Genomic DNA, 24,228 nt, shown 5'->3' on the forward strand with positions numbered 1-24,228 from the left:
GCGGACGGGCGGCCGAGTCCCCGGAGCTGCCGGGGACACGGGCCGGCAGGCGGCCGTGGCTCATCCTTGCTGCGGAACCAGCCGGGCACCCAGGGCGCGGGCCGCGATGACCAGTCCCGCGGCGGCCAGGACGATGTCCTTGAGCACGTACTGCGCGGTCAGCGTGGGAGGCCCGGGGAACAGGTCCGTGAAGAACAGCACCAGCGGCGCCATGATCCCCAACAGCGCCCCGGCCAGCACGGCCAGGCCGGTCTTCAGCAGCCGTCCGCTGATCAGCGTCAGGCCGATGAAGCACTCGACGGCCGCCACGACCATCAGCGCGGTGCCGCCGGAGAGCATCCCGAAGGACAGCGCCTGCACGGTGGCCACCGACAGCTCCTCGGCCGGACTGACTCCGGGAAAGAACTTGAGCGCCCCGAATCCCAGAAAGATCAGGCCGAGGCTGACGCGCAGGACGTCGATGCTGTGCGTGGCCAGCCAGCGGGTCACGGCCGGGATGGTGCGGTGGGTGAGAGCGGTGAGCGTGGTCATGTCTGGCTCCTGTGCCGAGTCGTTTTTGTTTGCTTGCTCGACTTCAGGGTCGCCGGGATCACCGCTCCGGTCGTCAGGCACGGGGATGGCTTGGTGCTACACCGTCGTGCGTACTGACCCGGTCCGCCGTGTCATCTCGGAAGCGTAGGCGGGGTTATCTTCCTTACTCCCCTCTCCGCACCGGTCCTACTCGATGACGAGGTTGACCGGGATGTTGCCGCGTGTGGCGTTGGAGTAGGGGCACACCTGGTGGGTGGCCTCGACGAGGTCGCGAGCGGTGTCGGGCGCGATCGAGTCGGGCAGCTCGACGCGGAGCGTGGCCTCGAGCTGGAAGCCGCCCTTGCCGTTGGGCGACAGGCCGATCTCGGCCGTCACCGACGCGTCCGAGACGTCGATCTGCTTCCGCGCGCCCACCAGCTGCATCGCCGAGGCGAAGCAGGCGGCGTAACCGGCGGCGAAGAGCTGCTCGGGGTTGGTGCCCTCGCCGTCGCCGCCCAGCTCCTTCTGCCGGGCCAGCTTGACGTCCAGCCGGCCGTCGGAGGAGACTGCGCGGCCGTCGCGCCCGGCGGAGGTGGCGATGGCGGTGTACATGCTCATGACGATGCCCTTTCATAGTAGACAGACCTGTCTGTCTCTTGCTTGTCCTGAGAATAGACAGGTCTGTCTGGTATCGTCAACTGGTGACCGCAGAAACGTTGGAAGGGCGTCGCCCGAGCGCGGCGCGCACCCGTGTGCTCGACACCGCGGCGCGCCTGTTCTATGGGGAAGGCGTTCACACGGTCGGGATCGACCGGATCATCGCGGAGGCGGGCGTCGCCAAGGCGACCTTCTACAAGCACTTCAAGAGCAAGGACGACCTCGTCCGCGCGTACGTGACCGAGCAGGACGCGCGGCAACGCGCCGCGGTCGGCGCCATGGACGCCGCCCCGGCACGTGAGAAGCTGATGGCGATCTTCGCGTTCATGTGCGAGTTCGGCGCCGGCCCCACCTACCGCGGCTGCCCCTTCGTCAACACGGCGGCCGAATATCCCGATCCCGAGCACCCCGTGCGGCAGGCCATCGCCGAGTACCGCCGCTGGATCCGCGACCTGTACCGGGACCTGCTCGCCGCCGACGGCCACCCCGACGCGGAGCGGACCGCCGACATCCTCCTGCTGCTCAGGGACGGGCTCGTGGTCGGCTTCGACCTCGACGACCCGGCCAGGGTCCGCGCCGCCGTCAGGGAGGCGCTCACCAGAGTGCTGGCCACCGACGGCGACCGGGATGTCAGGGTTTCGGCAGCCGGCGGGCGATGACCCGTAGCGCGAGGACCTCGTCGGCGCCTTCGAAGATCGACAGCACGCGGGCGTCCACGAACAGCCGCGAGATGGCGTACTCCTCGGCGTACCCGTAGCCGCCGTGCAACTGCTGGGCCTCGCGGGTGACCCACTCGGCCGCCCGGCAGGCGACCTGCTTCACCTGCGCCGCCTCCAGGCCGCCGTCACCGGCCGCGACCGCCCGCGCCGCCGCGAACGTGAACGCCCGGCACGCGGCGATCAACGCCGCCATCCTGGCGATCTTGGCCCGGGTGAGCTGGTAGTCCGCGAGCGACCGGCCGAAGACCGACCGCTGCCGGGTGTAGTCCACGGCGAGTTCGAGCGCCGCTTGCATGACGCCGACGGCTCGGGCGGCGGTCTGCAGGCGCGCGTTGGCGAATGCCTGCATCTGCAGGTAGAAGCCGCGCCCGAGGCCGTCGTCCAGGCCGATCAGGTCGGCGGCGGGCACGCGCCAGCCGTCGAAGCCGACTTCGAAGGAGTGCATGCCGCGGTAGCCGAGGGTGCGGATGGCGCGCCCTTCGACGCTCCCGCCGCCCTCCTGGGTGAGTCGCCAGGTGTGGCCGGTGAAGGACGGTTTCTCGACGACGAAGAGCGACAGGCCGCGATGGCCGGCGGCGCGGTCCTGGTCCGTGCGGGCGAGGACGAGCAGGTAGTGGGCGCGGCCGGCGAAGGTGCACCAGGTCTTGACGCCGTTCAGCACCCATTCGTCGCCGTCTCTGACCGCGCTGGTGGTGATGGCGGCGACGTCCGACCCGCAGTCGGGCTCGGTCACCGCGACGGCGCACAACCGCTCCCCCGAGGCGATCTTTGGCAGCCAGCGGCGTTTCTGCTCTTCGGTGCCGCCCCGGGTGATCGCGGCGCCGATGATCTCGGGGCGGGTGATGAGCGAGCCCGCGGCCCCGAGCGAGGCGCGGGAGAGCTCTTCGGTCACCACCACCATGCCGAGCAGCTCGTCGGCGCCGCCTTCGGCGTAGCCGCCGTACGCGGCGGGGATCGACAGCCCGAAGCAGCCCATGTCGGCGAGCCCGTCGATGACGGCGTCGGGGATGTCCTCGTCGTCGCGGTGTATCCGGCCGGCGGCCGGGGCGATCTGGTCGGCGGCGAACTCGCGGAAGGCGGTGCGGACCAGTTGCAGCTCCTCGGACAGGTGCCGCGGCCCGGCCTCGTGGGTGGCCATGACGCGCTCGGCCACCGGTTCGAGGAGTGCCGGGTCTCGTCCCGCGGCGATGTGGGCGGCGATCCCGTCCAGCGCGGTCCGCTCCACGCCCCACAGGGATTCCCGGCCGGTCATGCGGCCGGCCAGGTCCGCGGCGACGTCGGCGGCGTAGAGCAACGCCAGGTCGTCCTGGGCCGCGTCGTCGGCGAGGTCGCCGGAGCCGGGGCCGCCAGTGCAGCGATCGCGGCCGCCGGCACCCTGGCCACCGGGGCCGTGGCTGAGCAGGGCCGCGGCGGCCGCGACGGACGACGACACGGACGCCAGGTCGTAGGCCACGGCCTGGTGCTCGTCGGCCGGCTGCACGTGGGCGGCCGCCGTGCCGACGACGGCCTGCAAGGTGTCGACGATGACGCGGGCGTTGTGCTCACGCATGTGCGATCCCTTCGATCGTCACCGTGGTGCATGGTTCGCCGGCGTCCCGAGCGAACAGGCCGAGCGTGAGCGGGGCGTCCTCGATCCGGCGCAGCCGCGCGGTCTGGCCGCAGAACAGCGGCCGGCGGTTCCGGTGCCGCAGGCGTGCGATCGGCAGGTCGTGTTGCTCCAGCCGGAGCATCTCGGCGAGGGCCAGCGTCATCAGCGGCCCGTGCACCACCAGCCCGGGGTAGCCCTCCACGCGGGTGGCGTACGGCCAGTCGTAGTGGATGCGGTGCGGGTTGGACGTGGCGGCGCTGAAGCGCATGAGCAGGGTCGGATCCGTGGCGAGATCCCACTCCCACTCCCCCGCCCGGCTGAAGGGAGCGCCCACCGGTGCCTGGGCCGCCGGGATGTCGATGTCCGCCGTGGAGGGAACGGGCGCCGTGTCGCGGTAGATGAGATCCTGGCGTTCGTCGAGCGCGAGCCGGTCGTGCTCGTCGTACAGCCTGGTGGCGACGACCACGACGACCAGCCTGCCGGAGCGCCCGGCCTTCTCGGTGACCGACTCCACCTGCGACTCACGCCGGACCGTGGCGCCGACCGTGAGCGGGGCGTGGAAGACGACCTCGCCGCCGGCGAACACGCGCCGCCGCAACTCCACGGGAGGCAGGAACGACCCGCGTGCCGGATGGCCGTCCACGCCGAGCACGGAGGAGACGGGCCAGCGGGCCAGCGCGGCCCAGTGCCACAACGGCGGCAGGGCGTCTCCTGGGCCGATCGCGGGCATGCCGTCGTCGAACAGCGCCGACAGGGCCGCCACGGGGTGCGGTTCGACCGTTTCGACGGTGGTGACGGTGTGCGGCGTCCAGCTCACCTGCACCGTCCGAGGACCTCCGCGATGGCGGGCCCGATGGCCAGGGCGCCGCCGGTGACGACCGCGGTCCTGCCGGCCAGTAGCGTCATGACTGATCAGCTTCTCTCGTTCAGTTGATGGGGTTGCGCGCGATGAGCTGCGCCGCGATGACGTTGCGCTGGATCTCGTTGGTGCCCTCACCCAGGATCATCAGCGGGGCGTCCCGGAAATACCGTTCGACCTCGAACTCCTTGGAGAAGCCGTACCCGCCGTGCACCCGCATCGCGTCCAGCGCCACCTGCATCGCGGCCTCCGAGGCGAACAGCTTGGCCATGCCGGCCTCCATGTCGGCCCGGACGCCCTCGTCGAGCCGTCGCGCGGCGTCCTCGGTGAGCAGCCGCGCCGCTTGCACCTTGGTCGCCATGTCGGCCAGCAGATTGCCCACCGACTGGTGTTTCCAGATGGGCTTTCCGAACGACTCGCGCTCCTGGGCGTACGTGACGGCGTCGTCGAGCGCGGCCTGGGCCACGCCGACCGCGCGGGCGGCCACCTGGATCCTGCCGACCTCGAGACCGCGCATCATCTGCGCCCATCCCTCGTTCGGCGCGCCGCCGAGCACGGCGGAGGCGGGGACTCTCATCCGGTCGAACACGAGCTCGCACGCCTCGACGCCGCGGTAGCCGAGCTTGGGCAGGTTCTTGGAGATGTGCAGGCCCTCGCCCGGCTCGACGAGCAGCACGCTCATGCCCTGGTGGGCGGGCCTGGCGTCCTGGTCGGTCACGCACAGCAGGCCGATCAGGCCCGAGTGGCGAGCGTTGGAGATCCAGGTCTTGGACCCGGTGATCAGCAGGTCGTCGCCGTCGGCGACCGCGTGGGTGCGCATGGCCTGCAGGTCGCTGCCGCCGCCCGGCTCGGTGAGCGCCATCGTGGCCCTGAGCGTGCCGTCGGCCATCGGCGGCAGGTAACGTTCGCGCTGGTCCGGGGTGCCGAACGCGCGGATCAAGTAGGTGATGACGGAGTGCCCGCCGATGGCGCCGGCCAGGCTCATCCAGCCACGGGCCAGCTCCTCGGTCACCCTGGCGAAGCAGGCGGCGCTGACGTCGGCGCCACCGTGCTCGGCGGGGGCCAGCAGGCCGAAGAAGCCCATTTTCTTCATCTCCTCGATGAACTCGGCGGGGTATTTGTCCACCGACTCGTAGTCCCGCACCCGCGGCCGCACCCGCTCGTCGACGAATTCGCCGGCCAGGGCGACGATGTCCCGCTCGTCCTCGCTCAGTGTGCTCATGCTCGTCCTCCGCTCCGTCATTCCCCGCTTCGGATGATGCCGTCCTCCCGCAGCTTCGCCAGCTCCGGGGCGGACAGGCCCAGCTCGTCGCGCAGGACCTCGCCGGTGTGCTGCCCCACCAGAGGGGCCGCCGCCGGGCCCGCCTGCTCCCCGTCCATCACCAGCGGTGATCCCGGCGCCCAGTGCTCGCCGACCCCCGGCTGGTGGAGCCGCGCCATCAGCGGGTTCTGCGGCAGCAGGCGGGCCAGGTCGGCGAAGCTCCGGTACGCCGACCACAACACCCGGGTGTCCCGCAACGCCGCCTCCGCCTCGGCCAGGGTGTGCGCCTCGAACCAGCCCGCGAGCAGCTCGCCGAGCACCTTGCGGTGCCGGTGGCGCTGTGACTCCTCGGTGAAGTCCGCCCCGAGCGCGGCGGACAGCGCGGTGACCACGTCGGTGAGGCCGGTCGCGGCGAGAAGGTCCCGCCAGTGCCGTGGGGTGAGGGCGACGACCATCAGCCGCCCGCCGTCGGCGGTGGCGAAGTCGCGGCCGAAGGTGCCGTAGACGTGGTTGCCGTCACGTTGCCTGGGCGTGCCGCCGAGCTGGGCTTCGGCAAGGTAGCCGAGGCTTCCGGCGGTCGCGAGAGCCACGTCTTCGAGCGCGAGACGTATCTGCTGGCCCTCGCCCGTCAGCAGGCGGTGCCGTTCGGCGGCCAGCAGCCCGGCCGCCAGGTAGAGCCCGGCGGCCAGGTCCCAGGTCGGCACCACGCTGTTGACCGGCTGGGCGGTGTCCGGCGGGCCGGTCAGGAGGGGAAATCCGGTGGCCGCCTGGACGGTGTAGTCCACCGCGGCCCCGCCGTCGCGGCGGCCGGTGAGCAGCACGTGGATCAGGTCGGGGCGGCGCGCCCGCAACGCCTCGTATGTCAGCTCGGGGAACCGGTCCGCGTTGCTGACCACGATCCCGGCGCGTACGGCCAGGTCGGCGACGAGCCTGCGGCCCTCCTCGCGTGCCAGGTCCACCTCGATGGCCCGCTTGCCCTTGTTGAGGCCTGACCAGTACAGGCTCGTGCCGCTCTCGGCCAGCGGCCATCGGGTACGGTCGACCGCGCCGCCGACCGGCTCGACCCTGATCACGTCGGCGCCCAGCTGAGCCAGCGTCATCCCGCAGAGCGGCGTCGCCACGTAGCTGGACAGCTCGACCACCCGCAGGCCGCGCAGCGGCCGCGCCCGCCCGCCGGCGCCATCCGGCACGGGCCGGCCTTCGCTCTCCACTGTTTCGTCTCCTGACCTGGTCTCGGGTTCGTTCAAGGATCTTTCCCGTCCGCAAGGCGCCTTGCGCGTCGACGTACCCGCCGGTTTCGCGCACGTGGCCGACCCGCTCACGCCGGATTCCTCGTGTCTTCGGCTTGACCTGCGACTTTGTCCCTGAGACCTCGGGCAGCCGGGCCGGCTGCGGTTCGTGCGGCGTGATCCTGGCGTGGGTCAGGAGGGCCAGCCGGCGGTGTTCGAGCAGGACTCACATGAGATTCCCGATCCGGTGTCCGGGAACCGCAGTCCGGCGCACGGCCGGCTTTTCGTCACTGAGCGCGGTTGAGAGGAGTTCGTCGGCTCCTGGACCGACCGCGTACCGGAGGTGGTCAATCGCGGTGACGCGCAGGCCCGGATGTGGGGATGAGGCGAGCGGTGCCAGATCGGCGACCGTCATATCACTAGAGTCATGGAGGGCCCATACGGCGCGCGTGGTGACCTCTTCGGCGGGGTCGTGCAGTAGCGCTCGGGCAACGTCGGGCAGATCCGGGATCGCGAGAGCGCGCAGGGCGCTGATGGCCGCGGCACGGACAGCTGGGTCGTCGTCGTCCAGCGCGGCTCGAGCTGCTTGGTGTCCCTCGGTGACCTGTCGGTGTCGGATGATCTGTAGCGCCGCGCCCCTCCGGAGATCTTCTCTGACATGCGGGTCGGCGTTGCTGGTTCGGGGCTGCTCATGCTCGGTCATCGGCCGATTCTGTGGAGAGGTCAGCGGTGCAGGAAGGTCTTGAGGATGCCGAGGTCCTCATCAGGGAGCTGTCCTCCGACCTGCGCCGGACGCCCCCGGCCGGGCAGTGAATCTCGGTGAACGCCCTGCGCCGACAGCGCGGCCATGTCCCGATCGAACGTGGTGTGGCGGCGCCTCATGCCGACCCGCCCACACGGTCATGGGCGGCGCGTGTGCGTGACAGGAGCAGGCGGCGCCGGTCACGGTCCAGGTCGATGATAAAGACCTGGACGGTGTCGCCTGGCTGGACGATCTGCTCGAGTCCATCGATCGGGACCTCGGTGAGCTCGCCCTTGTGGATGAGCCCCTCAATGCCGTCCGCGACTTCGACGAACACCCCGAACGGGACGATCTTGGTGACGGTGCCCGGGAGCCGGTGTCCCACCCCGACATTGTCAGCGAACGACTGGAACGGATCCGGCTGCAGGGCACGGAGGGAGAGCCTGGCTTCGCCGTTGGTGGTATCGACGGCGAGCACTTCACCGCGGACTCGCTGCCCGGTACGGACGACGTCGGCCACCTGCTCAAAGCGTTTCCACGACAGTTCGGGGATCGTCACGAACCCGACGCCGGCGTAGGTGGGGTGCAGCGGGCCTTCGTCCAGGGCGATGAACACACCGAAGTTCTGGATGTCGGCGACCCGGCCAGTGAGCACGTCCCCTGCACGCAGCCCCTTCAGGAACGTCCAGAGCTCCGGGTGCTCGGTCGCCGCCAAGGACAGCCAGATCCGCCCGGCGGCCGTATCGACGGAGACGACTTCAGCGGTGACGCGCTGCCCAACCCTGACCGCATCGGCCCGGCTTCCACGCCAGGGAAAGTCCCTGATGTGCGCGGGCATCGATGCGAGGTTTCCGTCGAGCCGTATCCGTGGCCCGAACGGCCCTTCGTCCTCCACGACCGTTCCCGCGACGACGTCGCAGACGGCCACCGCGTCCTCCGGTCCAGCCTCAGGTTCGCCAGGCATGTCCGCGTTCCAGGCGGTAGGCAATGGCTCGTCGCACAACGCGCAGTTGAAGTGATCGTCTTTCACGATGTTGAGCTGCCCGCAGTGGAGGCAGCGGCGGAAGACGATCGGCAAGGTAAAGGCCCCAGGGTGATCGAGGCCGGCGTCGTCGAGAGCGGTCTGGACGTCGGCCCATGAGGAGACGTCGGGGCAGTAGCCGGTCGACTGGTTGCTGATCTCACTGACCCGCCAGGCGTCACCGCTCCGTGTGAACGTGATCTCGCCGGCACTCAGTACCGGCTTTCCGCCGGCGCAGACGACGTGCTCGCTCCGCCGCGGGGCGAGGCGAAGTGTCGTGGTCTCGTCGATGACGAAGGTGAACGGCTCCTGGCGCTCGTGGCCGTCCTGCCGGGCGAGCCACGTGGCCAAATCGCCGTGGGAGGTGATCGGATATCCCGTTCCGTCCGACCATATTTGAACGCGGAGTTCGTCCGGGCCCACGTACCGACAGCGGCGCCGTCCGTGGACGCCCAAGGTGGCGGCGAAAGCCGAGAACGTCGGCGCGACCACCCGCCAGGCGCATTGCTGTGGGTCTGTCCACCAATCGGAGGCGACGACGGCGGGATCACCGCTCCCGCGGCGGTAATCAAGGGCGATGGCGACGTCGTCCCCAGGACGGCGGTTGACCGCGATGAGCACGGCCAGATCGGTGTCGAGCCAAGGCAGCTCAACCAGATCGGTGGACTGGCCGCCCCGCGCCAGCCGGAAATGATCGGCGGTGGCCGGATCCTCGCTCATCCAGTCCAAGGCCCGGGACTCACGACGCATCTGGTCGACGTCCGTCAGGACGTCCACCGGGTCTTCAAACCACGGCATGACGGCGCTCAGCGCAGCGTCACCAGGAGGCGGCCAGCCTCCCGCGGCCAGCAGTTCGAGAAGCAAAACGGGCAGGGGCAGCCCGCGGACATAGATCCGCGAAGGACGCATGCCGCACAGACTCCCATGATTGAGGCCCTCCCGGAAACGCTCGATTGCCGGAGCGGGATCAGGACGCGGGCGCAGCGTCCTCGGCTCTGGCGGCTGGGCTGACGGCGGCGCGTTCAAAGACGCGGTGGACGGTGGCACGGCCGACCGAGAACACCTCCATCAGTTCGGCGATGGTGTAGTCACCGGTGGCGTGCGTCCGCACCAGTTCGGCCTGCTGGCGCGCGGTCTGCTTGGGTGCTCGGCCCCTGAGCCGACCGCGTGAGCGGGCGGTTGCCATGCCCTCGCGGGTGCGCATCTTCAGCAGGTCGGCCTCGGATTCGGCGAAGACCGCCAGCATGTTGAAGAACATCTTCGACATCGGGTCGGACGGGTCGTAGACGCTGCCGCCCAGCGACAGCCGCACACCCCGCGCGACCAAGGTGTCGCCGATGACCCGGGCATCGGGAACGGAGCGGGCAAGCCGGTCGAGCTTGGGCACCACCAGCGTGTCGCCGGACCGGACAGCCGGCAGGGCCTGATTCAAGGCCGGGCCGGGCCCGGTTGGTTCCGGTCGGGCCGCAAACCGGACCGCTTGGCCCCCCGTCACCGAACAGTTTCGCGGACTGCCTATATGAGACAGCGTTCACACAGGTCGGCCGGGCCGATGCTTACGTCTCAGGTTGTCTCGTTGAGCGTTCCCCTAACGGACACCATGGGAGGAGGCGAAACGGCCGAGCGCGGGTCCGCGAGAATGGAGGCCAGGATGCCCTGGCGGATCATGAAACGCGTTCTCGGTCGTACGCCTCAGCACGCGAGCGGCCCGCCACCTCACCAGCAGCGCATGTCCGTCCAGGTGTCGTCGTACATCCCGTCCAGGTCGATGATCAATGATTTTGTGGCGGAGGTGCCATCCACGGGCGTGCCGGGCTCGTCGAATGGCGTCCAGCCCGCGACCCCGTAGTCGCCGAGGTCTCCGTCGGGGTCCTCGATCTTCGCCTGGCGATAGTGGTTCAGCACCTCTTGGACAGGCCGGTCCGTGGAGAGTTCGAAGCGGATGGTGTACCAGCAGTCGCCGGAGTCGCCGCTCACCTCGACCTGCGGGTCGAAGTACCCGAAGTCCGTTCCGGGCGGCAGCGGAAACTCCTGGATGCGGTCCACCATGCGCGCCAGCCGGTGGTCATTGATCCACACCGGCGCCATGACAATCGCCGCGAGCAGCAGGAGCGGCACTAACGGCAGGGCTAGGCAGCCGATCCGGCGAGCCGTTCGTGAATGGCTGGACTCTTGCGGTGGTGCGGGTACGGGCGGGTCCTGGGGGATCGACATGGATCACATGATCGCGTACCCGTGCTTCGACCGCCGCTGGCAACCGGTCTCGCCCCCGGCCGCCGCTGGAGCGCCGGAGAAAGCAGGTCCGACACGACGCTCTCGCCCGCACGCCACCGGCCCAGCAGCACGTACACCTGACGCCGCGAGATCCCAGCTTGTCCGCCGCCGATTCCGCAACGGCCAATCCCAGTCGTGGCTCGGCGGCCAGCCGGCCGATCACCTCCGCCTGGCGTACCACCACGTCCCATGCCTCATCCGTGGCGGTCTCCACACCCCGCTCAATGATCTGACATCCGGATTGCGGAGCATTCCGCTGCAGAAGTCGCGACCCATGGCGACGATGAAGCGGCGCGCGTACAGGAAGCCGTCGTCGGAGCCGCCGGTCACCGCCGCGCGGTCGATGGGGCTCCGGTCCGTCAGCGCCTGTCGTGCCCGGCCGACCTCCTCGCCGAGGGGCGCCCATGCCTCCTCGACCATGTCCCAGAAACGGTCCTCCGCGTCCATCGCACCCCCTTTCAAAAGCCGATCTTGTGCGTCCGCGCGGATCAGCAAAGCAGGCGCGACCGACAGAATCAGGGTGGTCACACCGCCTTGGCCAGGAGCAGGGCGATGTCGTCGCGTTCGCTGTTCGGGCACTGGGCGCGGACGATCATGTCGCAGATCCGGTCGATGCCCAGCGGCGGGCCCGTCAGGAGCGCGCAGAGCTTGTCGAGACCCTCGTCGATGTTCCACTCCCGGCCCTCGACCAGCCCGTCGGTGTAGAGGGCGAGCATGGCGCCGGCGGGCAGGGCGGTCTCGTACATCTCGTAGGGTTCGGCGCCGATGCCGAGCGGCGGCCCCGGCAGCACCGGGAGCCGGCCGGCCACGCCGGCCGGCTGGACGAGCACGGGAGGCAGGTGCCCGGCGCTGGCGATCTGGAGCGTGCCCGCCGCCCGGTCGTAGCGGGCGTAGACGCAGGTGGCGATCTGGTCGGAGTCGAGCTGCTGCGCCACCCGGTTGAGCCTGAACAGCAGCTCGGGCGGGTCCAGGTCGAGGCTGGCCAGGGTCTGGGTGGCCGTTCTGAGCTGGCCCATCGTGGCGGCGGCGCGTACCCCGTGCCCCATGACGTCGCCGACCACGAGCGCCGTGCGATCGCCGGACAGGGAGATCACGTCGAACCAGTCGCCGCCCACCCCGGCCAGGTCGCTGGCCGGCAGGTAGCGGTAGGCGACCTCCAGCCAGGGCGGCGTCTTCAGGCATCTCGGCAGCAGACTGCTCTGCAGCATGAGCGCGGTACGCCGCTCCCTGCTGTAAAGGCGGGCGTTGTCGATGCAGATCGCCGTACGGGCGGCCAGTTCCTCGACCAGCGCGACGTCCGCCTCCTGGAACGGCTCGCTCACCGCCTGCCGGAGCAGGACGAAGAAGCCGAGCACGTTGCCGCGGGCGAGCAGCGGCGCGACGAGGAAGGAGCAGCCGGGAAGCAGCTTGGCGATGATCTCGCGGCCGAACGCCTTGGTGTGGTCGTCGCCGACGCTCTGGGGGAGCCGCGGCACCAGCACGGTCTTGGCGGTGGCCATGGCCTGGCCCTGCGGCAGGTGCGGCGGGTAGACGACGACCTCGCCGACCGGGAAGGCGGTGTCCCAATCCCAGGGGTTCTCGGCCGCCACGGCGGTGGCCACGCGGCGGACGAGAGCCGTGCCGTCGGTGGGGCGGACGGGGAACTCGCCCTCGGTGATGAGCCGTTCCTGGACCATGATCCCGCCGGTGTCCGCAAACCGCGGCACGGCCACGTCCAGGACCTCGCGGCAGGTCTGCTCCAGGTCGAGGGTGCTCCCGATGCGGGTGCTCGCGTCGTTGAGAAACGCGAGCCGCTCCTGCGTGGTGCTGGCGCCGCTCAGCCGTAATCGGGCACGACTGCGCGGGTCCTTGATCAGAAAGCCAGGTTTCACCGGCGTCCGTCCTCTGGGTGACGGGGATCATGACCGTGCCGGGCATCAGGATAGGGGGTCACGCAGGAGAATTCATCTTTCCCGCGCTTACCGGTCTGCTATGAGGGCAGCCGCTCGGTGCTGGCGCGGACGATCAGCGTGGTGGCCAGCTCGATGCGGGTTCCCGCGGGCCCGCCGGGGTGGGTCAGCTCCTCGGAGATGAGCCGCACGGCCTCGTTGGCCATGTCGTCGAGCGGCTGGCGCACGGTGGTGAGCGGCGGCGACAACATCTCGCACAGCGGCGAGTCGTCGAACCCCACCACGGACAGGTCGCCGGGGACCCGGACGCCGCGCTCGGCGGCCGCCTGGTAGACGCCCGCGGCCTGCAGGTCGGACCCGGCGAAGATCGCGGTGGGCGGGTCGTCGCGGTCGAGGAGTTCGCCGCCGAACCGCTTGCCGCCGGAGACGAGGAAGTCGCCGTAGCGTGTCAGTTCGAGGTCGGGGTCGATGCCGAACGTGCGGTGCGCGGCCAGGTAGCCCTCGTACCGGTCGAGCGTGCACTGCACGTCGAGCGGCCCGCCGATGAAGCCCACCCGGGTGTGCCCCAGCTCGAGCAGGTGGGTGGTCGCCATGACGCCGCCGGACCAGTTGGTGGCCCCTACCGTGGACATGCGCGGGTCGCGCTGCCCGACGGGGTCCAGCAGCACGAGGGGGACGTGCAGCAGCTCGCCGATGGCGGCGATCTCGTCCTTCTGGTGCCGGGAGAGCACGAGCACGATGCCGTCGGTGCCGCGCTTGCGCATGATCCCGATCCAGCGCCGCAGGTCGAAGTCGGGGCGTGCGGACGAGGTCACCACGAGCGAGAACCCCCACCGCGCCGCCGCCCGTTCCGCGCCCTTGATGAGGACCTGCGCCCACGGCGAGCCGAGGCCGTCGATGAGCAGGTCGACCATGCCGACCCGGGGCGTGCTCGGCGGGCGCGGCGCCTCGTAGCCGAAGGCTCGGACGGCTTCGAGCACCTTGTCCCTGGTGGCGGCCGAGACGTGTTTCTTGCCGCTCAGGACCTTGGAAACCGTCGGCACCGACACTCCGGCGGCCGCCGCGACGTCGGCGAGCGTCGCTCGGGACACAGAACCTCCCGCTGCCGCGGTGCCGCCATCCGGCTGACACCGGCGAGTGACAACTTTCGGAAAATCACGTGAAAGCCAGTCAGCCCTCTGAACTGGGCCGATCGGCGGTCTTTTGTTGATCCAAGGGGGCTGTTGACAGGGTTGCGGACCGCAGCCTACCGTAACGAATCGGCAATGTCACGGTAATCTTTCGGAAAGCTAGCCAGAAACTTTCCGACCAATCGAGGGTGTATGCCTGCACGTGTTGAGCAGCCGACGTCGGAGGCCGCCGAACGCCGATCGCGGCGGGTCGAGAAACTGCTCGCGGACATGTCGCTCGACGAGAAACTCGCCCAGCTCGTCGGCCTGTGGCTGAACGTCAACCGCGACGAGGGCGTCGTCGCGCCGCTACAGGATGCGATGCAGGGCGAGGAGGTCGAGTTCGAGGCGTTCGCCCGCCACGGGCTGGGCCAGATCACCCGCCACTACGGCACCCGGCCGGTCGATCCGGAGCAGGCCAGCCGCGTCCTGGCGGCACGGCAGCGGTGGCTGCGTGACCACACGAGGCTCGGCATTCCCGCGCTCGCGCACGAGGAGTGCCTGACGGGGCTGGCGGCGTGGCGGGCCGCGGTGTATCCGGTGCCGCCCGCGTGGGGCGCGTCGTTCGACCCCGATCTGGTGGCGGACATGGCGCGGCGGATCGGGCAGAGCATGCGGGCGCTCGGCGTGCACCAGGGCCTGGCGCCGGTGCTGGACGTCATCCGCGACCAGCGGTGGGGCCGGGTCGAGGAGTGCATTTCCGAGGACCCGTACGAGGTCGCCACCATCGGCGCCGCCTACGTGCGCGGCCTGCAGTCGGCGGGCGTCATCGCCACACTGAAACATTTCGTCGGCTACTCGAACTCCCGCGCGGGGCGGAACCTGGCGCCGGTGCACGCCGGCGCCCGTGAGGTGGCCGACACGTTGTTGTTCCCGTTCGAGGTCGCGGTACGGGACGCGGGCGCGGGCTCGGTCATGAACTCCTACGCCGAGATCGACGGCATCCCGGTCGCCGCGGACGCCCACTACCTGACCCGCGTCCTGCGCGACGAATGGGGCTTCGACGGCACCGTCGTCGCCGACTACTTCGCCGTCGCCTTCCTGCACACGCTGCACGCCGTGGCCGCCGACGCCGAGGACGCGGCCGTGCAGGCGCTCAGCGCCGGCATCGACGTCGAGCTGCCCACCGGCGTGACCTACCTGGAGCCCCTGAAGCAGGCCGTCACGTCGGGCCGGATCGAGGAGTCGCTGATCGACCGGGCGCTGCGCCGGGTCCTGCGGCAGAAGGCCGCGCTCGGCCTGCTCGACGACGACTACGAGCCGGCCGCGCTCACCGGCCCGATCGACCTCGACGATCCCGCCTCGCGCGAGGTGGCGCGGCGCCTGGCCGAGGAGTCGATCGTGCTGCTGACCAACGACGGCCTGCTGCCGCTCGGCGACGCCGCAGGCAAGCGGGTCGCCGTCGTCGGCCCCAACGCCGACGACCTCGCCGCGTTGTTCGGCTGCTACTCCTTCGTCCAGCACGTCCTGCCGCACTTCCCCGAGCTCCGCGAAACCGAGCCCGGCATCGCCGCGCCCACGCTGCTGGAGGCGCTGCGGGAGGAACTGCCCGGCGCGACCCTCGTCACCGAGCGGGGCACCGGCGTGGACGACGGCGACCGGACCGGGATCGAGGCGGCCGCCCGGCTGGCCGCCGGGTCCGACGTCGCGATCCTCGTGCTCGGCGACCGCTCGGGACTGTTCGGGCGGGGCACCTCCGGCGAGGGGTGCGACGTGGAGGACCTCGAGCTGCCCGGCGCCCAGCGGGAGCTGGCCGAGGCGGTGCTGGCCACCGGCACGCCGACCGTGGTGGTGCTGATGACCGGCCGCGCGTACGCGGTGCCCGGGATCGTCAGGGACGCCGCGGCGGTCGTCCAGGCGTTCTTCCCCGGCGAGGAGGGCGCGGGCGCGATCGCCCGCGTGCTGAGCGGAGCCGTGAACCCGTCGGGCCGGCTGCCGATGAGCCTGCCGCGCGCGAGCGCCGGCCAGCCCTACAGCTACCTGCACCCGAGGCTGGGCGGGGCCGGCTCGGTCAGCAACATCGACCCCGCCCCCGTGCTGCCGTTCGGCCACGGGCTGAGCTACACGCGCTTCGCCTACGAGGATCTGGCGGCCGACGCGGCGCCAGACTCCATCCGTTGCTCGGTCACGGTGCGCAACGCCGGCGAGCGGCGCGGCGCGGAGGTCGTCCAGGTCTACGCCGCCGACCGCGTCGCCTCGGTGACGAGGCCCGTCGCCCAGTTGGTGGGGTACGCCCGGGTCGAGCTGGACCCCGGTGACAGCGCACGCGTCGGTTTCGACGTGCCGGTGCGGCTGCTGGCGTTCACGGGCCGGGACGGGCGGCGCATCGTCGAGCCCGGCGAGGTCGGGGTATCCGTCCGCCGCTCGGTCGCGGACGTGGTGGCGGAGCGGACCGTGACGCTGACCGGTCCCGTACGCGAGATCACCGGCGCCGAGCGGCGGCTGACCACCGTCTCGATCGACCGGCGCTGAGCGAGCCCCGAACTATCGACAGGAGTGTTGAGATGACGCGCATGGACGCGTTCAGGAGCCGCGTCAAAGGTTTCGCCTTCGGTGGCGACTACAACCCCGAGCAGTGGGAGCCTGCCGTCTGGCGGGAGGACGTCCGGCTCATGCGCGAGGCCGGCGTGAACGCCGTTTCGCTCGGTGTGTTCGCGTGGGCGTCGCTGGAGCCCGAGCCGGGCAAGTACACGTTCGGCTGGCTGGACGAGGTCATGGACCTCCTCCACGACAACGGCGTCAGCGTCAATTTGGCCACCCCCACCGCGGCGCCGCCGGTCTGGCTCACCCACCTGCATCCCGAGGTGTTCCCGATCAGGGAGGACGGGCAGCCGTTCGGTTTCGGGAACCGGCTGCACTACGATCCGTCGTCGCCGATCTACCGGGAGTACGCGGCGAACATCACGACCAAGCTCGCCGAGCGGTATTCGTTCCATCCGGCGCTGGCGATGTGGCACATCAGCAACGAGTACGGGCCGACGGCGTACAACGAGGCCGCGGCGGTCAACTTCCGCCGCTGGCTGCGGCGCAAGTACGGCGACCTCGACGCGCTGAACGAGGCGTGGACCACCCGGTTCTGGGGCCAGATCTACACCGACTGGGACCAGATCGACGTGCCGCACATCCCCCGCACCTGGATGAACCCCACCCGCCGCCTCGACTTCAAGCGCTTCACCTCCGACGCGCTGCTGGAGTGCTACATCGCCGAGCGGGACATCGTGCGCTCCTTCCGCGACGACATCCCGGTCATGACGAACTTCATGCGGTTCTTCCGCCACGCCGACTACTGGAAGTGGGCCCCCGAGGAGGACGCCGCCGCACTCGACATCTACCCGAACCCGGCCGAGGCCGACTCGCACGTGTCGGCGGCCTTCAACTACGACCTGTTCCGCTCGCTCAAGGGCGGGCAGCCGTGGATGCTGATGGAGCAGTCGAGCAGCGCCGTCAGCCAGTGGAAGCTCAACGTGGTCAAGGAGCCGGGGCGGATGCGGCTCGGCTCGCTGGCGGCGATGGCGCGCGGCGCCGACTCGGTCATGTTCTTCCAGTGGCGGGCCAGCCGCGGCGGCCAGGAGCGCTTCCACTCGGCGATGGTGCCGCACTCCGGGCCGGACTCGCGCACGTTCAGGGAGATCACCGACCTCGGGCGGGAGCTGGAGCTGCTGGCGCCGGTGGCGGGCACGACCTCGCGCTCGGAGATCGCGATCCTGTTCGACTGGGACGGCTGGTGGGGGCTGGAGGAGGTCTTCGGCCTGCCGCGTAACGACTTCAGCTACACGGACACGGTGATGCGGCACTACACGCCGCTGTGGGAGCGGCACTACCCGGTGGACGTGGTGTCCGCCGCGTCGGCGCTGGAGTCGTACAAGGTGCTCGTGGTGCCGAACGCGTACCTGATCGACGACGAGGGCGTGCGGCGCATCACCGAGTTCGCCCGCAACGGCGGGACGGTGCTCATGTCGTTCTTCTCCGGCGTGGTCGACGGGGACAACCGGGTGCGGCCGAACGGGTACCCAGGGGCGTTCCGGGAGCTCATCGGCGCGAAGATCGACGAGTACTGGCCGGCGCGGCCGCACGAGGAGTTCGCGGTCGACTTCGCCGACGGGCGGCGCGCGAGCGCCACCTGGTGGCGCGAGGACCTGCACCTGGAGACCGGGACGGCCCTGGCGGCGTACGCCGACGGGCTGCTGGCGGGCCGGGCCGCCGTGGTCGAGAACAGGTACGGCGCCGGCCGGGTCGTCTACGTCGCGACGCTGCTGGAGCAGGCCGCCTTCGACGCGCTGGTGGCGGAGACGGTGGAGGCGGCGGGCGTGCGCCGGCACTTCGAGGGCGTCCCCGCCCACGTGGAGTGCTCGGTGCGGGGCGACGACGCCTACGAGTACGTGTTCCTGCTCAACCACAGCGGCGAGCTGGGCGCGTCCGTCCCCGTAGGAGGGGAGGGGACGGACCTGCTCACCGGGGAGGCGGTGTCCGGGCAGGTGGAGCTGGAGCCGCTGGGGGCCGCCGTGATCCGGCTGGCCCGCGCGTAGCCGCCCTCAGAACGTGCCCGGGTTGAGCGCCGACCCGGGCACGAGGGCCAGGGAGACGCAGAGCACCAGGAACAGGGCAGCGGCGCGAGCCGCGGGCGGCGCAGCGGTCGCAGGTCTGAACAAATAGGACATGTTCCTAGGTAGTCGACCTTCGGCTCTGACCAGGCAATCTCCCGCGATCCGCGGACGCGGGAGGGGAGCTTCCCGGGCTATCCCAACACCGCCGCAGACAGGCGGCAAAAAGCGAGAAAAGACATCAGTCAAGGTGCAATAAACCGGCATATGGGCGGGGCCGGGAACCCTTCAGGGACCGGAACGGTCACTCGGGTGTGGAGCGGTCGGCGAGGTGGTCGAGTGAGATGCCCAGCACGTCGGCCAGCGCGCGATGGTGAAGAACGCGGGTGTGGCGATGCGGCTGGTCTCGATATTGCGGAGACGGGATCTTCTGCGTGGCTGCCCTCCGCGGGTGGGGGCAGCTGAACTGCTCCGTCGCAACGCCCCTCGGCAGGCGCCGGCGCGGGGGCTGCGGCGTGACAGTCGTCGGGAGGTGGCCGGCCGGTCACGGGGACGGCTCGAGCCAGGCCTCCACCTCGGTGCGGAGGCGGGACTTGAGTGCCTCCGGGGCGAACGACGCCTCGATCGAGGCCAGGGCCAGATCGGCCAGGTCGCGGTCGTCGTAGCCGAAGACGTCGCGCAGGCGGGCGTACTCGTCCGCGAGCGCCGTCTCCCCGTCGGTGTTGACCGTGACCGCCAGCCCGGCGGCCCGCAGCCGCGGCAAGGGGTGCGCGGCGAACGAGGGGACGAACCCGAGCAGGACGTTGGAGGTGGGGCAGACCTCCAGCGGGATGCCGCGCTCGCGGACCTCCGCCACCAGCGTGTCGTCGTCGATCACCCGGATCCCGTGACCGAGCCGCTCGGCGTGCCCTACGTCGAGCGCCTCCCGGATGCTGGCCGCGCCGGCCGCCTCCCCCGCGTGGTGCGTCAGGCGCAGCCCCGCGTCCCTGGCGGCATCGCACACCTCCGCGAACGGGGCGAGCGGGTGGGCCTCGTCACCGGCCAGTCCGAGGCCGATCACGGCGTCGTAGCGGGTGGCCAGCTTGAGTGTGCGCCACATCCGCTCCACCGGCCGCCGCCTGGAGTGGTCGAGCAGCACCCGCCACTCGATGCCGTGTCTGGCCCCGCCCTCGGTCAGCCCCTCGAGCACCGCCTCCAGGGGCATCTCCGGCGCCCCCAGCCGCTCACCGTGGGAGGCGGCGGTGAAGGTCACCTCCACGTAGCGGGTGCCCTGCGCGGCCTCGTCCTCGCAGAACTCCACCGCGATCCGCCTGAAATGCTCGACCGTGCGCAGCAGCTCCCGCACCCGCGCCCGTGCGTCGCCGAACTCCCTGAAGGTGCGGAACCCGTTCTCCGGCTCGCGAGATCCGCCGAGCTCGCGCGCGGTCTCCGGCCGCACCGTGCTTTCGAGGTGAACGTGCAGGTGGGCCTTGGGCAACGACCGTACGTCTCTCACACCCCAACCTTAGAAACCCGCCCCGCCCGTGTGCACACGGTTTTCACGTGGCGGACTTGGTGATCCGGATCTTGGACTGCTTGTGCGGAAGGCGTTCCCAGTCCTCCATGAACGTCGCCGTGAACCCGTACTTCTCGGCCAGGGCCACGAGCGTCTCGGTGCGGTAGTAGAAGTCCTCGCGGAGCACCTGGTGCTCCTTGCCCTCGGTCCGGTCGAAGGTGAAGTCGAACCAGGCGTTCGGCTTCATGATGCGGCCCACGTGCGCGAAGCACTCCTCGATGACGTGCAGCGGCGAGTGGGAGAACACGCTGTGCGCGTGCACGACGTCGAAATGCCCGTCGGGCAGGAACGCGAAACGCAGATCGCGGACCGGGGTCAGATACGGAAGTTTGTCGCCCAGGCCGTGCTGGACGAGCGTGTCCTGCGCCGCCATGAGGATGTCGGGCGAGATGTCGATTCCGTAGTAGTTTCCGGTGTGCAGGTAGTCGATGAACAAATGGCCGGCGCGCAGGTTGCCGCAGCCGATTTCCAGCATGCGGCATTCCGGTTTGAGCCCGTGTTCGACGAGGTAGTCGAATTGCATGCGACCGAGCGCCAGCCAGCGTTTGTGGGTGTGCGAGCCGACCGCGCCCTTGGGGTCGCGCGCGGTGTCGGACTTCATGACCGCCCGGTAGTACGCGACGTGATCGCGGGTGCGCAGCCTGAACCACGTGTCGCGGGCCAGCCGCCGCAGGTGCGGCACGATCTTGTGGGGATTCTTGAACGCGTAGGCCGCCTGGTGGACGACGCTGGAGCGGGTGCGTTTCACGCTTGGGAATCTAGGCCAGCCACCCTGCCGGTCAAAGGTCCAATGCGACACTCTTGAGTTCTTTTTTGCGCGGCCTTTCTCCAGGCGAGCGGAAATTTCCCTCCAGATCCACCCATAAAGGTGCCGCCACCCCCAAGGAAGATCACCTGTGCGGCACCCCGGGCATTGATCGCCATTCGGCTGGGGTCAGCTGAGATAGTCGCGCAGCGCCAGCGCGCGGGACGGGTGACGGAGTTTGGACATCGTCTTGGCCTCGATCTGCCTGATGCGTTCGCGGGTGACGCCGTAGACCTTGCCGATCTCGTCCAGCGTCCTCGGCTGGCCGTCGGCCAGGCCGTACCGCATGCTGATCACGCCCGCCTCGCGCTCGGAGAGCTGGTCGAGCAGGGCGTTGAGCTGCTGCTGGAGCAACGTGAACGACACCGCGTCGGCAGGCGAGACGGCCTCGGTGTCCTCGATGAGGTCGCCGAACTCGCTGTCGCCCTCGTCGCCCAGCGGCGTGCTGAGGGAGACCGGCTCGCGGCCGTATCCCTGGACCTCGACGACCCGCGCCACCTCCAGGTCGGTCTCGGCGGCGATCTCCTCAGGGGTGGGCTCGCGGCCGAGGTCGCTCTGCAGGCGGCGGTGCACCCGCGCGACCTTGTTGATCAGCTCCACCATGTGGACGGGAATGCGGATCGTCCGGGCCTGGTCGGCCATGGCGCGGGTGATGGCCTGCTTGATCCACCAGGTCGCGTACGTGGAGAACTTGAACCCGAGCCGGTAGTCGAACTTCTCGATCGTCCGGATCAGGCCCAGGTTGCCCTCCTGAATGAGGTCCAGGAAGAGCATGCCGCGGCCGGTGTAGCGCTTGGCGATGGAGACCACCAGCCGCAGGTTGGCCTCCAGCATGCGGCTCTTGGCGCGCTCGCCGTCGTCGGCGATCCACTCCAGATCGGCGCGCAGATCGGCGGGCAGCCCCGGCTCGGTGTCCAGCCGCTCCCTGGCGAACAGGCCGGCCTCGATGCGCTTGGCCAGGTCGATCTCCTGCTCGGCGGTGAGCAACGGGACGCGCCCGATCTCCTTCAGGTAAGCCTTCACCGAGTCCGCGCCGACGGCCGCGCCGCCGCCGGCGATGTTGTCGTCCAGTTCGAGAACCTCTGCTGCTTCGGACAAAACTCTCTCCTCGCTCGCGTTGGATGGACGCACTAATCTTGGGTCGCACCTAACTTTAGGTTGAACCTTGGGCTTGGTCAACCTAAAATCAGGTCGAACCTAAAAATTTATGGAAGACTGTGGCTATGAGCATCGACACCTTGGGCTTGCGGGAACAGAAGAAGCGAGAGACCAGGCAGGCCATCTCCGACCACGCTACCCAACTGTTCCTGGAACGTGGCTTCGACCGGACGACGATCGCCGACATCGCCGCCGCGGCCAGGGTGGCGAAGATGACGGTGACGAACTATTTCCCCCGCAAGGAGGACCTGGCGCTGGACCACCACGAGGTCTTCGTGGCGGGGCTGGCCGAGGCGGTCTCGGGGCGCGAGCCGGGCGAATCGGCGCTGGGGGCGGTGCGGCGGGCGTACATGGCGGCGCTGGAGCGGCGCGATCCGATCATCGGCTTCACGAGGCAGGACTTCGCCCGGATGATCGCCGACAGCCCGACGCTGGTCGCCCGCCTGCGCGACCTGCACGACCAGCGTGAGGAAGCGCTCGCGGCCCAGCTCGCCACCGAGCCGATCGCGCCGGACTCCCCGCATGACGCTCCCCTGCCCGGACAGGACACACCCCAACCTGGACAAGACGCTCTCCGGCCCACCGGCGGCCAGGACCGCCGGCTCACCGCGCGGGCCGTGGCCGCGCAGCTCGCGGCGGCGGACCGGCTGCTCTTCCGCGAGCTGCAGAGCCGCACCCTGGCCGGGGAGAGCGACGACACGATCGCCGCCGCGCTCACCGAGAGCGCTCAGCACGTCTTCGACCTCCTGGAACCGGCCATCGGCGACTACGCCCGCCGCTGACGCCACAGCGGCGCACGCGGCATGCCGTGGACGTGGGCCGGTCCCGTCAGCGGCCCAGGCTCTCGACGTAGCTCGCCGCCTCCTCCATCAGGCTCCGCCACACCACCTCGTCGGGCTCCCGTAACGCGACCCATTCCCGCATCTGCCGCGACCCCATCCGCACGACCTCCGCCGTCCCCTCCCCTACCAGCTCCCCGGCCCGCGCGGCCGGCAGCTTGAGCACGACCCGGTCCCGGGAGAAGAACGCGTAGACCTTTCCCCCGACCTTGAGTCCGTCCGCGTGGAGCATGCGTCCCACGCTCACCTCGGGCCTGGTGAGGTGCTCGGCGATCAGGTCGTCGTAGAGCTCCTGGGCGGTAGCCATGCGATGCTCCCTTCCTCGACACCGGCGAAGGCCATCAGGCGTGCCCCTTCGGCGGCCAGCTCCTCCATCACGCCGTCGGGCAGCGGATGGAACGGCTCGACCGTCAGCACGCCGTCCTTAAGGTCCCACATGCCACCGACAGTTCCGTCGACGAGGAACGTGGGGTAGATGACCGCGCCGACGCACACGGCCTTGCGCTGCTCTGCGGTCATCAGCCGGCCGCGGTCGGCGTAGGCGACGATGAGGTTGTCGAACCAGGGCAGGAACCGTACGGGGGCGGGCACGTCCTCCTCGGCGAGGGGCGCGTCGGGCAGGTCGTAGAGGACGCGACCCTCGGTGTCCTGATATTTCCGTAAGTGGGGCATGCCCTCCACGACCGCCCGCAGCCGCGTCAGCCCCGACCACATCTGCACGTCCATCACGCTCGCCGGCCCGTACGCCGCCAGATACCGCTCCACCAGCCGCTCCACCGAGCCGGTGCCGTCCAGCGGCCGCCCGAGCCACTCCTCGGCCAGCGTGAACGGGGTGGCCCCGCCGGTCCCCCAGATCCCGTTCGGCGGCGTGTGCACGATCGGCACCAGCGCCTGCGCCGACCAGCTCAGCGCCATCGGCTCGATATCGGGCCACCGCTCCCTCAGCAGATCGCGCAGCTGGGGACGGGTGAGCGTGCGCCCGGCCAGGTGCTTGCGCGCCAGCGTGGCCAGCTCCTCCAGGTCCACGTCGCGCGTCACGCGCCCGAAGGCCGCCTGCCGGGTCCTGGACAGGATCACCTGCACGATCGGCCGGATCCACACATAGTCGTCGGCCAGCGCCAGGTGCTGGGTCCCGCGCAGCAACGATCCGCGTACCACCTGCTTGCCGTACAGCAGCGAGGCCAGGTCGTCCTGGGTGAAGGCGGCCAGCCGCGTCCACAGCCCGATGTACGGCGCGTCGATCTCCTGCCCCTGCACCGCGACCAGCCGCTCGATGGCCTGGGCGGGCGTGATGGCGGCGCGGCTCAGCAGGAGCTGGCGGTCGAGCGTGGTGCGGTTGAGCACCCGGCGATTCAGGATCATGCGCCCAGCCTAGACATCAATGCGGCAAGGACCGTTCCGCGATGCAACCG

The 24,228-nt window shown here is 70.2% G+C and carries 23 protein-coding genes and 1 pseudogene; 4 read left to right on the forward strand and 20 right to left on the reverse strand.

Annotated elements, in window-relative coordinates; genetic code table 11:
• Window positions 1–60: 60 nt before the first annotated feature.
• The gene (locus EDD27_RS21305; RefSeq protein ID WP_127933966.1) at window positions 61–531 is read right to left on the reverse strand and encodes a DoxX family membrane protein; all 471 of its coding nucleotides are present in this window, start codon (window positions 529–531) and stop codon (window positions 61–63) included.
• A 186-nt stretch (window positions 532–717) separates the two neighbouring features.
• The gene (locus EDD27_RS21310) at window positions 718–1,128 is read right to left on the reverse strand and encodes an organic hydroperoxide resistance protein (protein WP_127933967.1); all 411 of its coding nucleotides are present in this window, start codon (window positions 1,126–1,128) and stop codon (window positions 718–720) included.
• Window positions 1,129–1,211: 83 nt separating this feature from the next.
• On the opposite strand from EDD27_RS21310, the gene EDD27_RS21315 reads away from it, so the two are divergent.
• Window positions 1,212–1,826, forward strand: coding sequence for a TetR/AcrR family transcriptional regulator (locus EDD27_RS21315; protein WP_206641569.1), 615 nt, complete (start codon window positions 1,212–1,214; stop codon window positions 1,824–1,826).
• Here the strand turns inward: EDD27_RS21315 and EDD27_RS21320 are convergent.
• From EDD27_RS21320 to EDD27_RS21375, 12 genes are all read right to left on the reverse strand, one after another.
• Window positions 1,798–3,435, reverse strand: coding sequence for an acyl-CoA dehydrogenase family protein (locus EDD27_RS21320; RefSeq protein WP_127933968.1), 1,638 nt, complete (start codon window positions 3,433–3,435; stop codon window positions 1,798–1,800). The two genes, EDD27_RS21315 and EDD27_RS21320, sit on opposite strands and share 29 nt — an antisense overlap.
• Window positions 3,428–4,297, reverse strand: coding sequence for an HTD2 family dehydratase (locus tag EDD27_RS21325; RefSeq protein ID WP_241564171.1), 870 nt, complete (start codon window positions 4,295–4,297; stop codon window positions 3,428–3,430). The genes EDD27_RS21320 and EDD27_RS21325 overlap by 8 nt, the downstream gene beginning before the upstream one ends.
• Before the next feature lie 103 nt (window positions 4,298–4,400).
• Window positions 4,401–5,555 carry an acyl-CoA dehydrogenase family protein gene (locus EDD27_RS21330; RefSeq protein ID WP_127933969.1) on the reverse strand — a complete coding sequence of 385 codons (1,155 nt, stop codon included), beginning with the start codon at window positions 5,553–5,555 and terminating at the stop codon, window positions 4,401–4,403.
• A 17-nt stretch (window positions 5,556–5,572) separates the two neighbouring features.
• Complete coding sequence (locus tag EDD27_RS21335; RefSeq protein WP_241564172.1) at window positions 5,573–6,805, reverse strand: CoA transferase; 1,233 nt, start codon at window positions 6,803–6,805, stop codon at window positions 5,573–5,575.
• A 244-nt stretch (window positions 6,806–7,049) separates the two neighbouring features.
• Window positions 7,050–7,526: a HEAT repeat domain-containing protein gene (locus EDD27_RS21340; protein WP_127933970.1), complete on the reverse strand. Its 477-nt coding sequence runs from the start codon at window positions 7,524–7,526 to the stop codon at window positions 7,050–7,052.
• Window positions 7,527–7,546: 20 nt separating this feature from the next.
• A complete protein-coding gene (locus EDD27_RS54425) occupies window positions 7,547–7,705 on the reverse strand; it encodes a hypothetical protein (RefSeq protein ID WP_164903719.1) in 159 nt (52 codons plus the stop codon).
• On the reverse strand, window positions 7,702–9,495 hold the full coding sequence (locus EDD27_RS56770; RefSeq protein WP_241564173.1) for a S1 RNA-binding domain-containing protein: 1,794 nt from the start codon (window positions 9,493–9,495) through the stop codon (window positions 7,702–7,704). The genes EDD27_RS54425 and EDD27_RS56770 overlap by 4 nt, the downstream gene beginning before the upstream one ends.
• Before the next feature lie 58 nt (window positions 9,496–9,553).
• Entirely contained in the window at window positions 9,554–10,081 is a 528-nt protein-coding gene (locus EDD27_RS21355) for a recombinase family protein (protein ID WP_277750735.1), read from the reverse strand.
• Between the two features lie 221 nt (window positions 10,082–10,302).
• A complete protein-coding gene (locus EDD27_RS21360; RefSeq protein ID WP_127933971.1) occupies window positions 10,303–10,665 on the reverse strand; it encodes a hypothetical protein in 363 nt (120 codons plus the stop codon).
• Between the two features lie 354 nt (window positions 10,666–11,019).
• Entirely contained in the window at window positions 11,020–11,307 is a 288-nt protein-coding gene (locus EDD27_RS21365; RefSeq protein ID WP_127933972.1) for a DUF4240 domain-containing protein, read from the reverse strand.
• A gap of 77 nt (window positions 11,308–11,384) precedes the next feature.
• The gene (locus tag EDD27_RS21370; RefSeq protein ID WP_127933973.1) at window positions 11,385–12,731 is read right to left on the reverse strand and encodes a PP2C family protein-serine/threonine phosphatase; all 1,347 of its coding nucleotides are present in this window, start codon (window positions 12,729–12,731) and stop codon (window positions 11,385–11,387) included.
• Between the two features lie 98 nt (window positions 12,732–12,829).
• Window positions 12,830–13,840 carry a LacI family DNA-binding transcriptional regulator gene (locus EDD27_RS21375; RefSeq protein ID WP_127933974.1) on the reverse strand — a complete coding sequence of 337 codons (1,011 nt, stop codon included), beginning with the start codon at window positions 13,838–13,840 and terminating at the stop codon, window positions 12,830–12,832.
• A gap of 231 nt (window positions 13,841–14,071) precedes the next feature.
• Between EDD27_RS21375 and EDD27_RS21380 the strand changes: the two genes are divergently transcribed.
• Window positions 14,072–16,390: a beta-xylosidase/alpha-l-arabinosidase gene (locus EDD27_RS21380; protein WP_127933975.1), complete on the forward strand. Its 2,319-nt coding sequence runs from the start codon at window positions 14,072–14,074 to the stop codon at window positions 16,388–16,390.
• 32 nt (window positions 16,391–16,422) lie between these two features.
• Window positions 16,423–18,444 carry a beta-galactosidase gene (locus EDD27_RS21385; protein ID WP_241564175.1) on the forward strand — a complete coding sequence of 674 codons (2,022 nt, stop codon included), beginning with the start codon at window positions 16,423–16,425 and terminating at the stop codon, window positions 18,442–18,444.
• 6 nt (window positions 18,445–18,450) lie between these two features.
• Here EDD27_RS21385 and EDD27_RS57845 read toward each other — a convergent pair whose 3' ends face one another.
• From EDD27_RS57845 to EDD27_RS21400, 4 genes and pseudogenes are all read right to left on the reverse strand, one after another.
• A complete protein-coding gene (locus EDD27_RS57845) occupies window positions 18,451–18,576 on the reverse strand; it encodes a hypothetical protein (protein ID WP_277750736.1) in 126 nt (41 codons plus the stop codon).
• A 427-nt stretch (window positions 18,577–19,003) separates the two neighbouring features.
• Window positions 19,004–19,954, reverse strand: a complete 951-nt coding sequence (gene add, locus EDD27_RS21390; protein WP_127933976.1) for an adenosine deaminase — start codon at window positions 19,952–19,954, stop codon at window positions 19,004–19,006.
• A 43-nt stretch (window positions 19,955–19,997) separates the two neighbouring features.
• Window positions 19,998–20,762 carry a class I SAM-dependent methyltransferase gene (locus EDD27_RS21395; RefSeq protein ID WP_127933977.1) on the reverse strand — a complete coding sequence of 255 codons (765 nt, stop codon included), beginning with the start codon at window positions 20,760–20,762 and terminating at the stop codon, window positions 19,998–20,000.
• Window positions 20,763–20,948: 186 nt separating this feature from the next.
• Window positions 20,949–21,866, reverse strand: a pseudogene (locus tag EDD27_RS21400) (RNA polymerase sigma factor); the annotation flags it as partial.
• A gap of 176 nt (window positions 21,867–22,042) precedes the next feature.
• On the opposite strand from EDD27_RS21400, the gene EDD27_RS21405 reads away from it, so the two are divergent.
• Window positions 22,043–22,759, forward strand: coding sequence for a TetR/AcrR family transcriptional regulator (locus tag EDD27_RS21405; protein ID WP_127933979.1), 717 nt, complete (start codon window positions 22,043–22,045; stop codon window positions 22,757–22,759).
• A gap of 46 nt (window positions 22,760–22,805) precedes the next feature.
• Here EDD27_RS21405 and EDD27_RS21410 read toward each other — a convergent pair whose 3' ends face one another.
• Window positions 22,806–23,123, reverse strand: coding sequence for a hypothetical protein (locus tag EDD27_RS21410; protein WP_127933980.1), 318 nt, complete (start codon window positions 23,121–23,123; stop codon window positions 22,806–22,808).
• Window positions 23,090–24,178: a winged helix DNA-binding domain-containing protein gene (locus EDD27_RS21415; RefSeq protein ID WP_127933981.1), complete on the reverse strand. Its 1,089-nt coding sequence runs from the start codon at window positions 24,176–24,178 to the stop codon at window positions 23,090–23,092. The genes EDD27_RS21410 and EDD27_RS21415 overlap by 34 nt, the downstream gene beginning before the upstream one ends.
• Window positions 24,179–24,228: the final 50 nt, after the last annotated feature.

Origin of the sequence: Nonomuraea polychroma, from assembly GCF_004011505.1 — a bacterium.
Lineage (GTDB): Bacteria > Actinomycetota > Actinomycetes > Streptosporangiales > Streptosporangiaceae > Nonomuraea > Nonomuraea polychroma.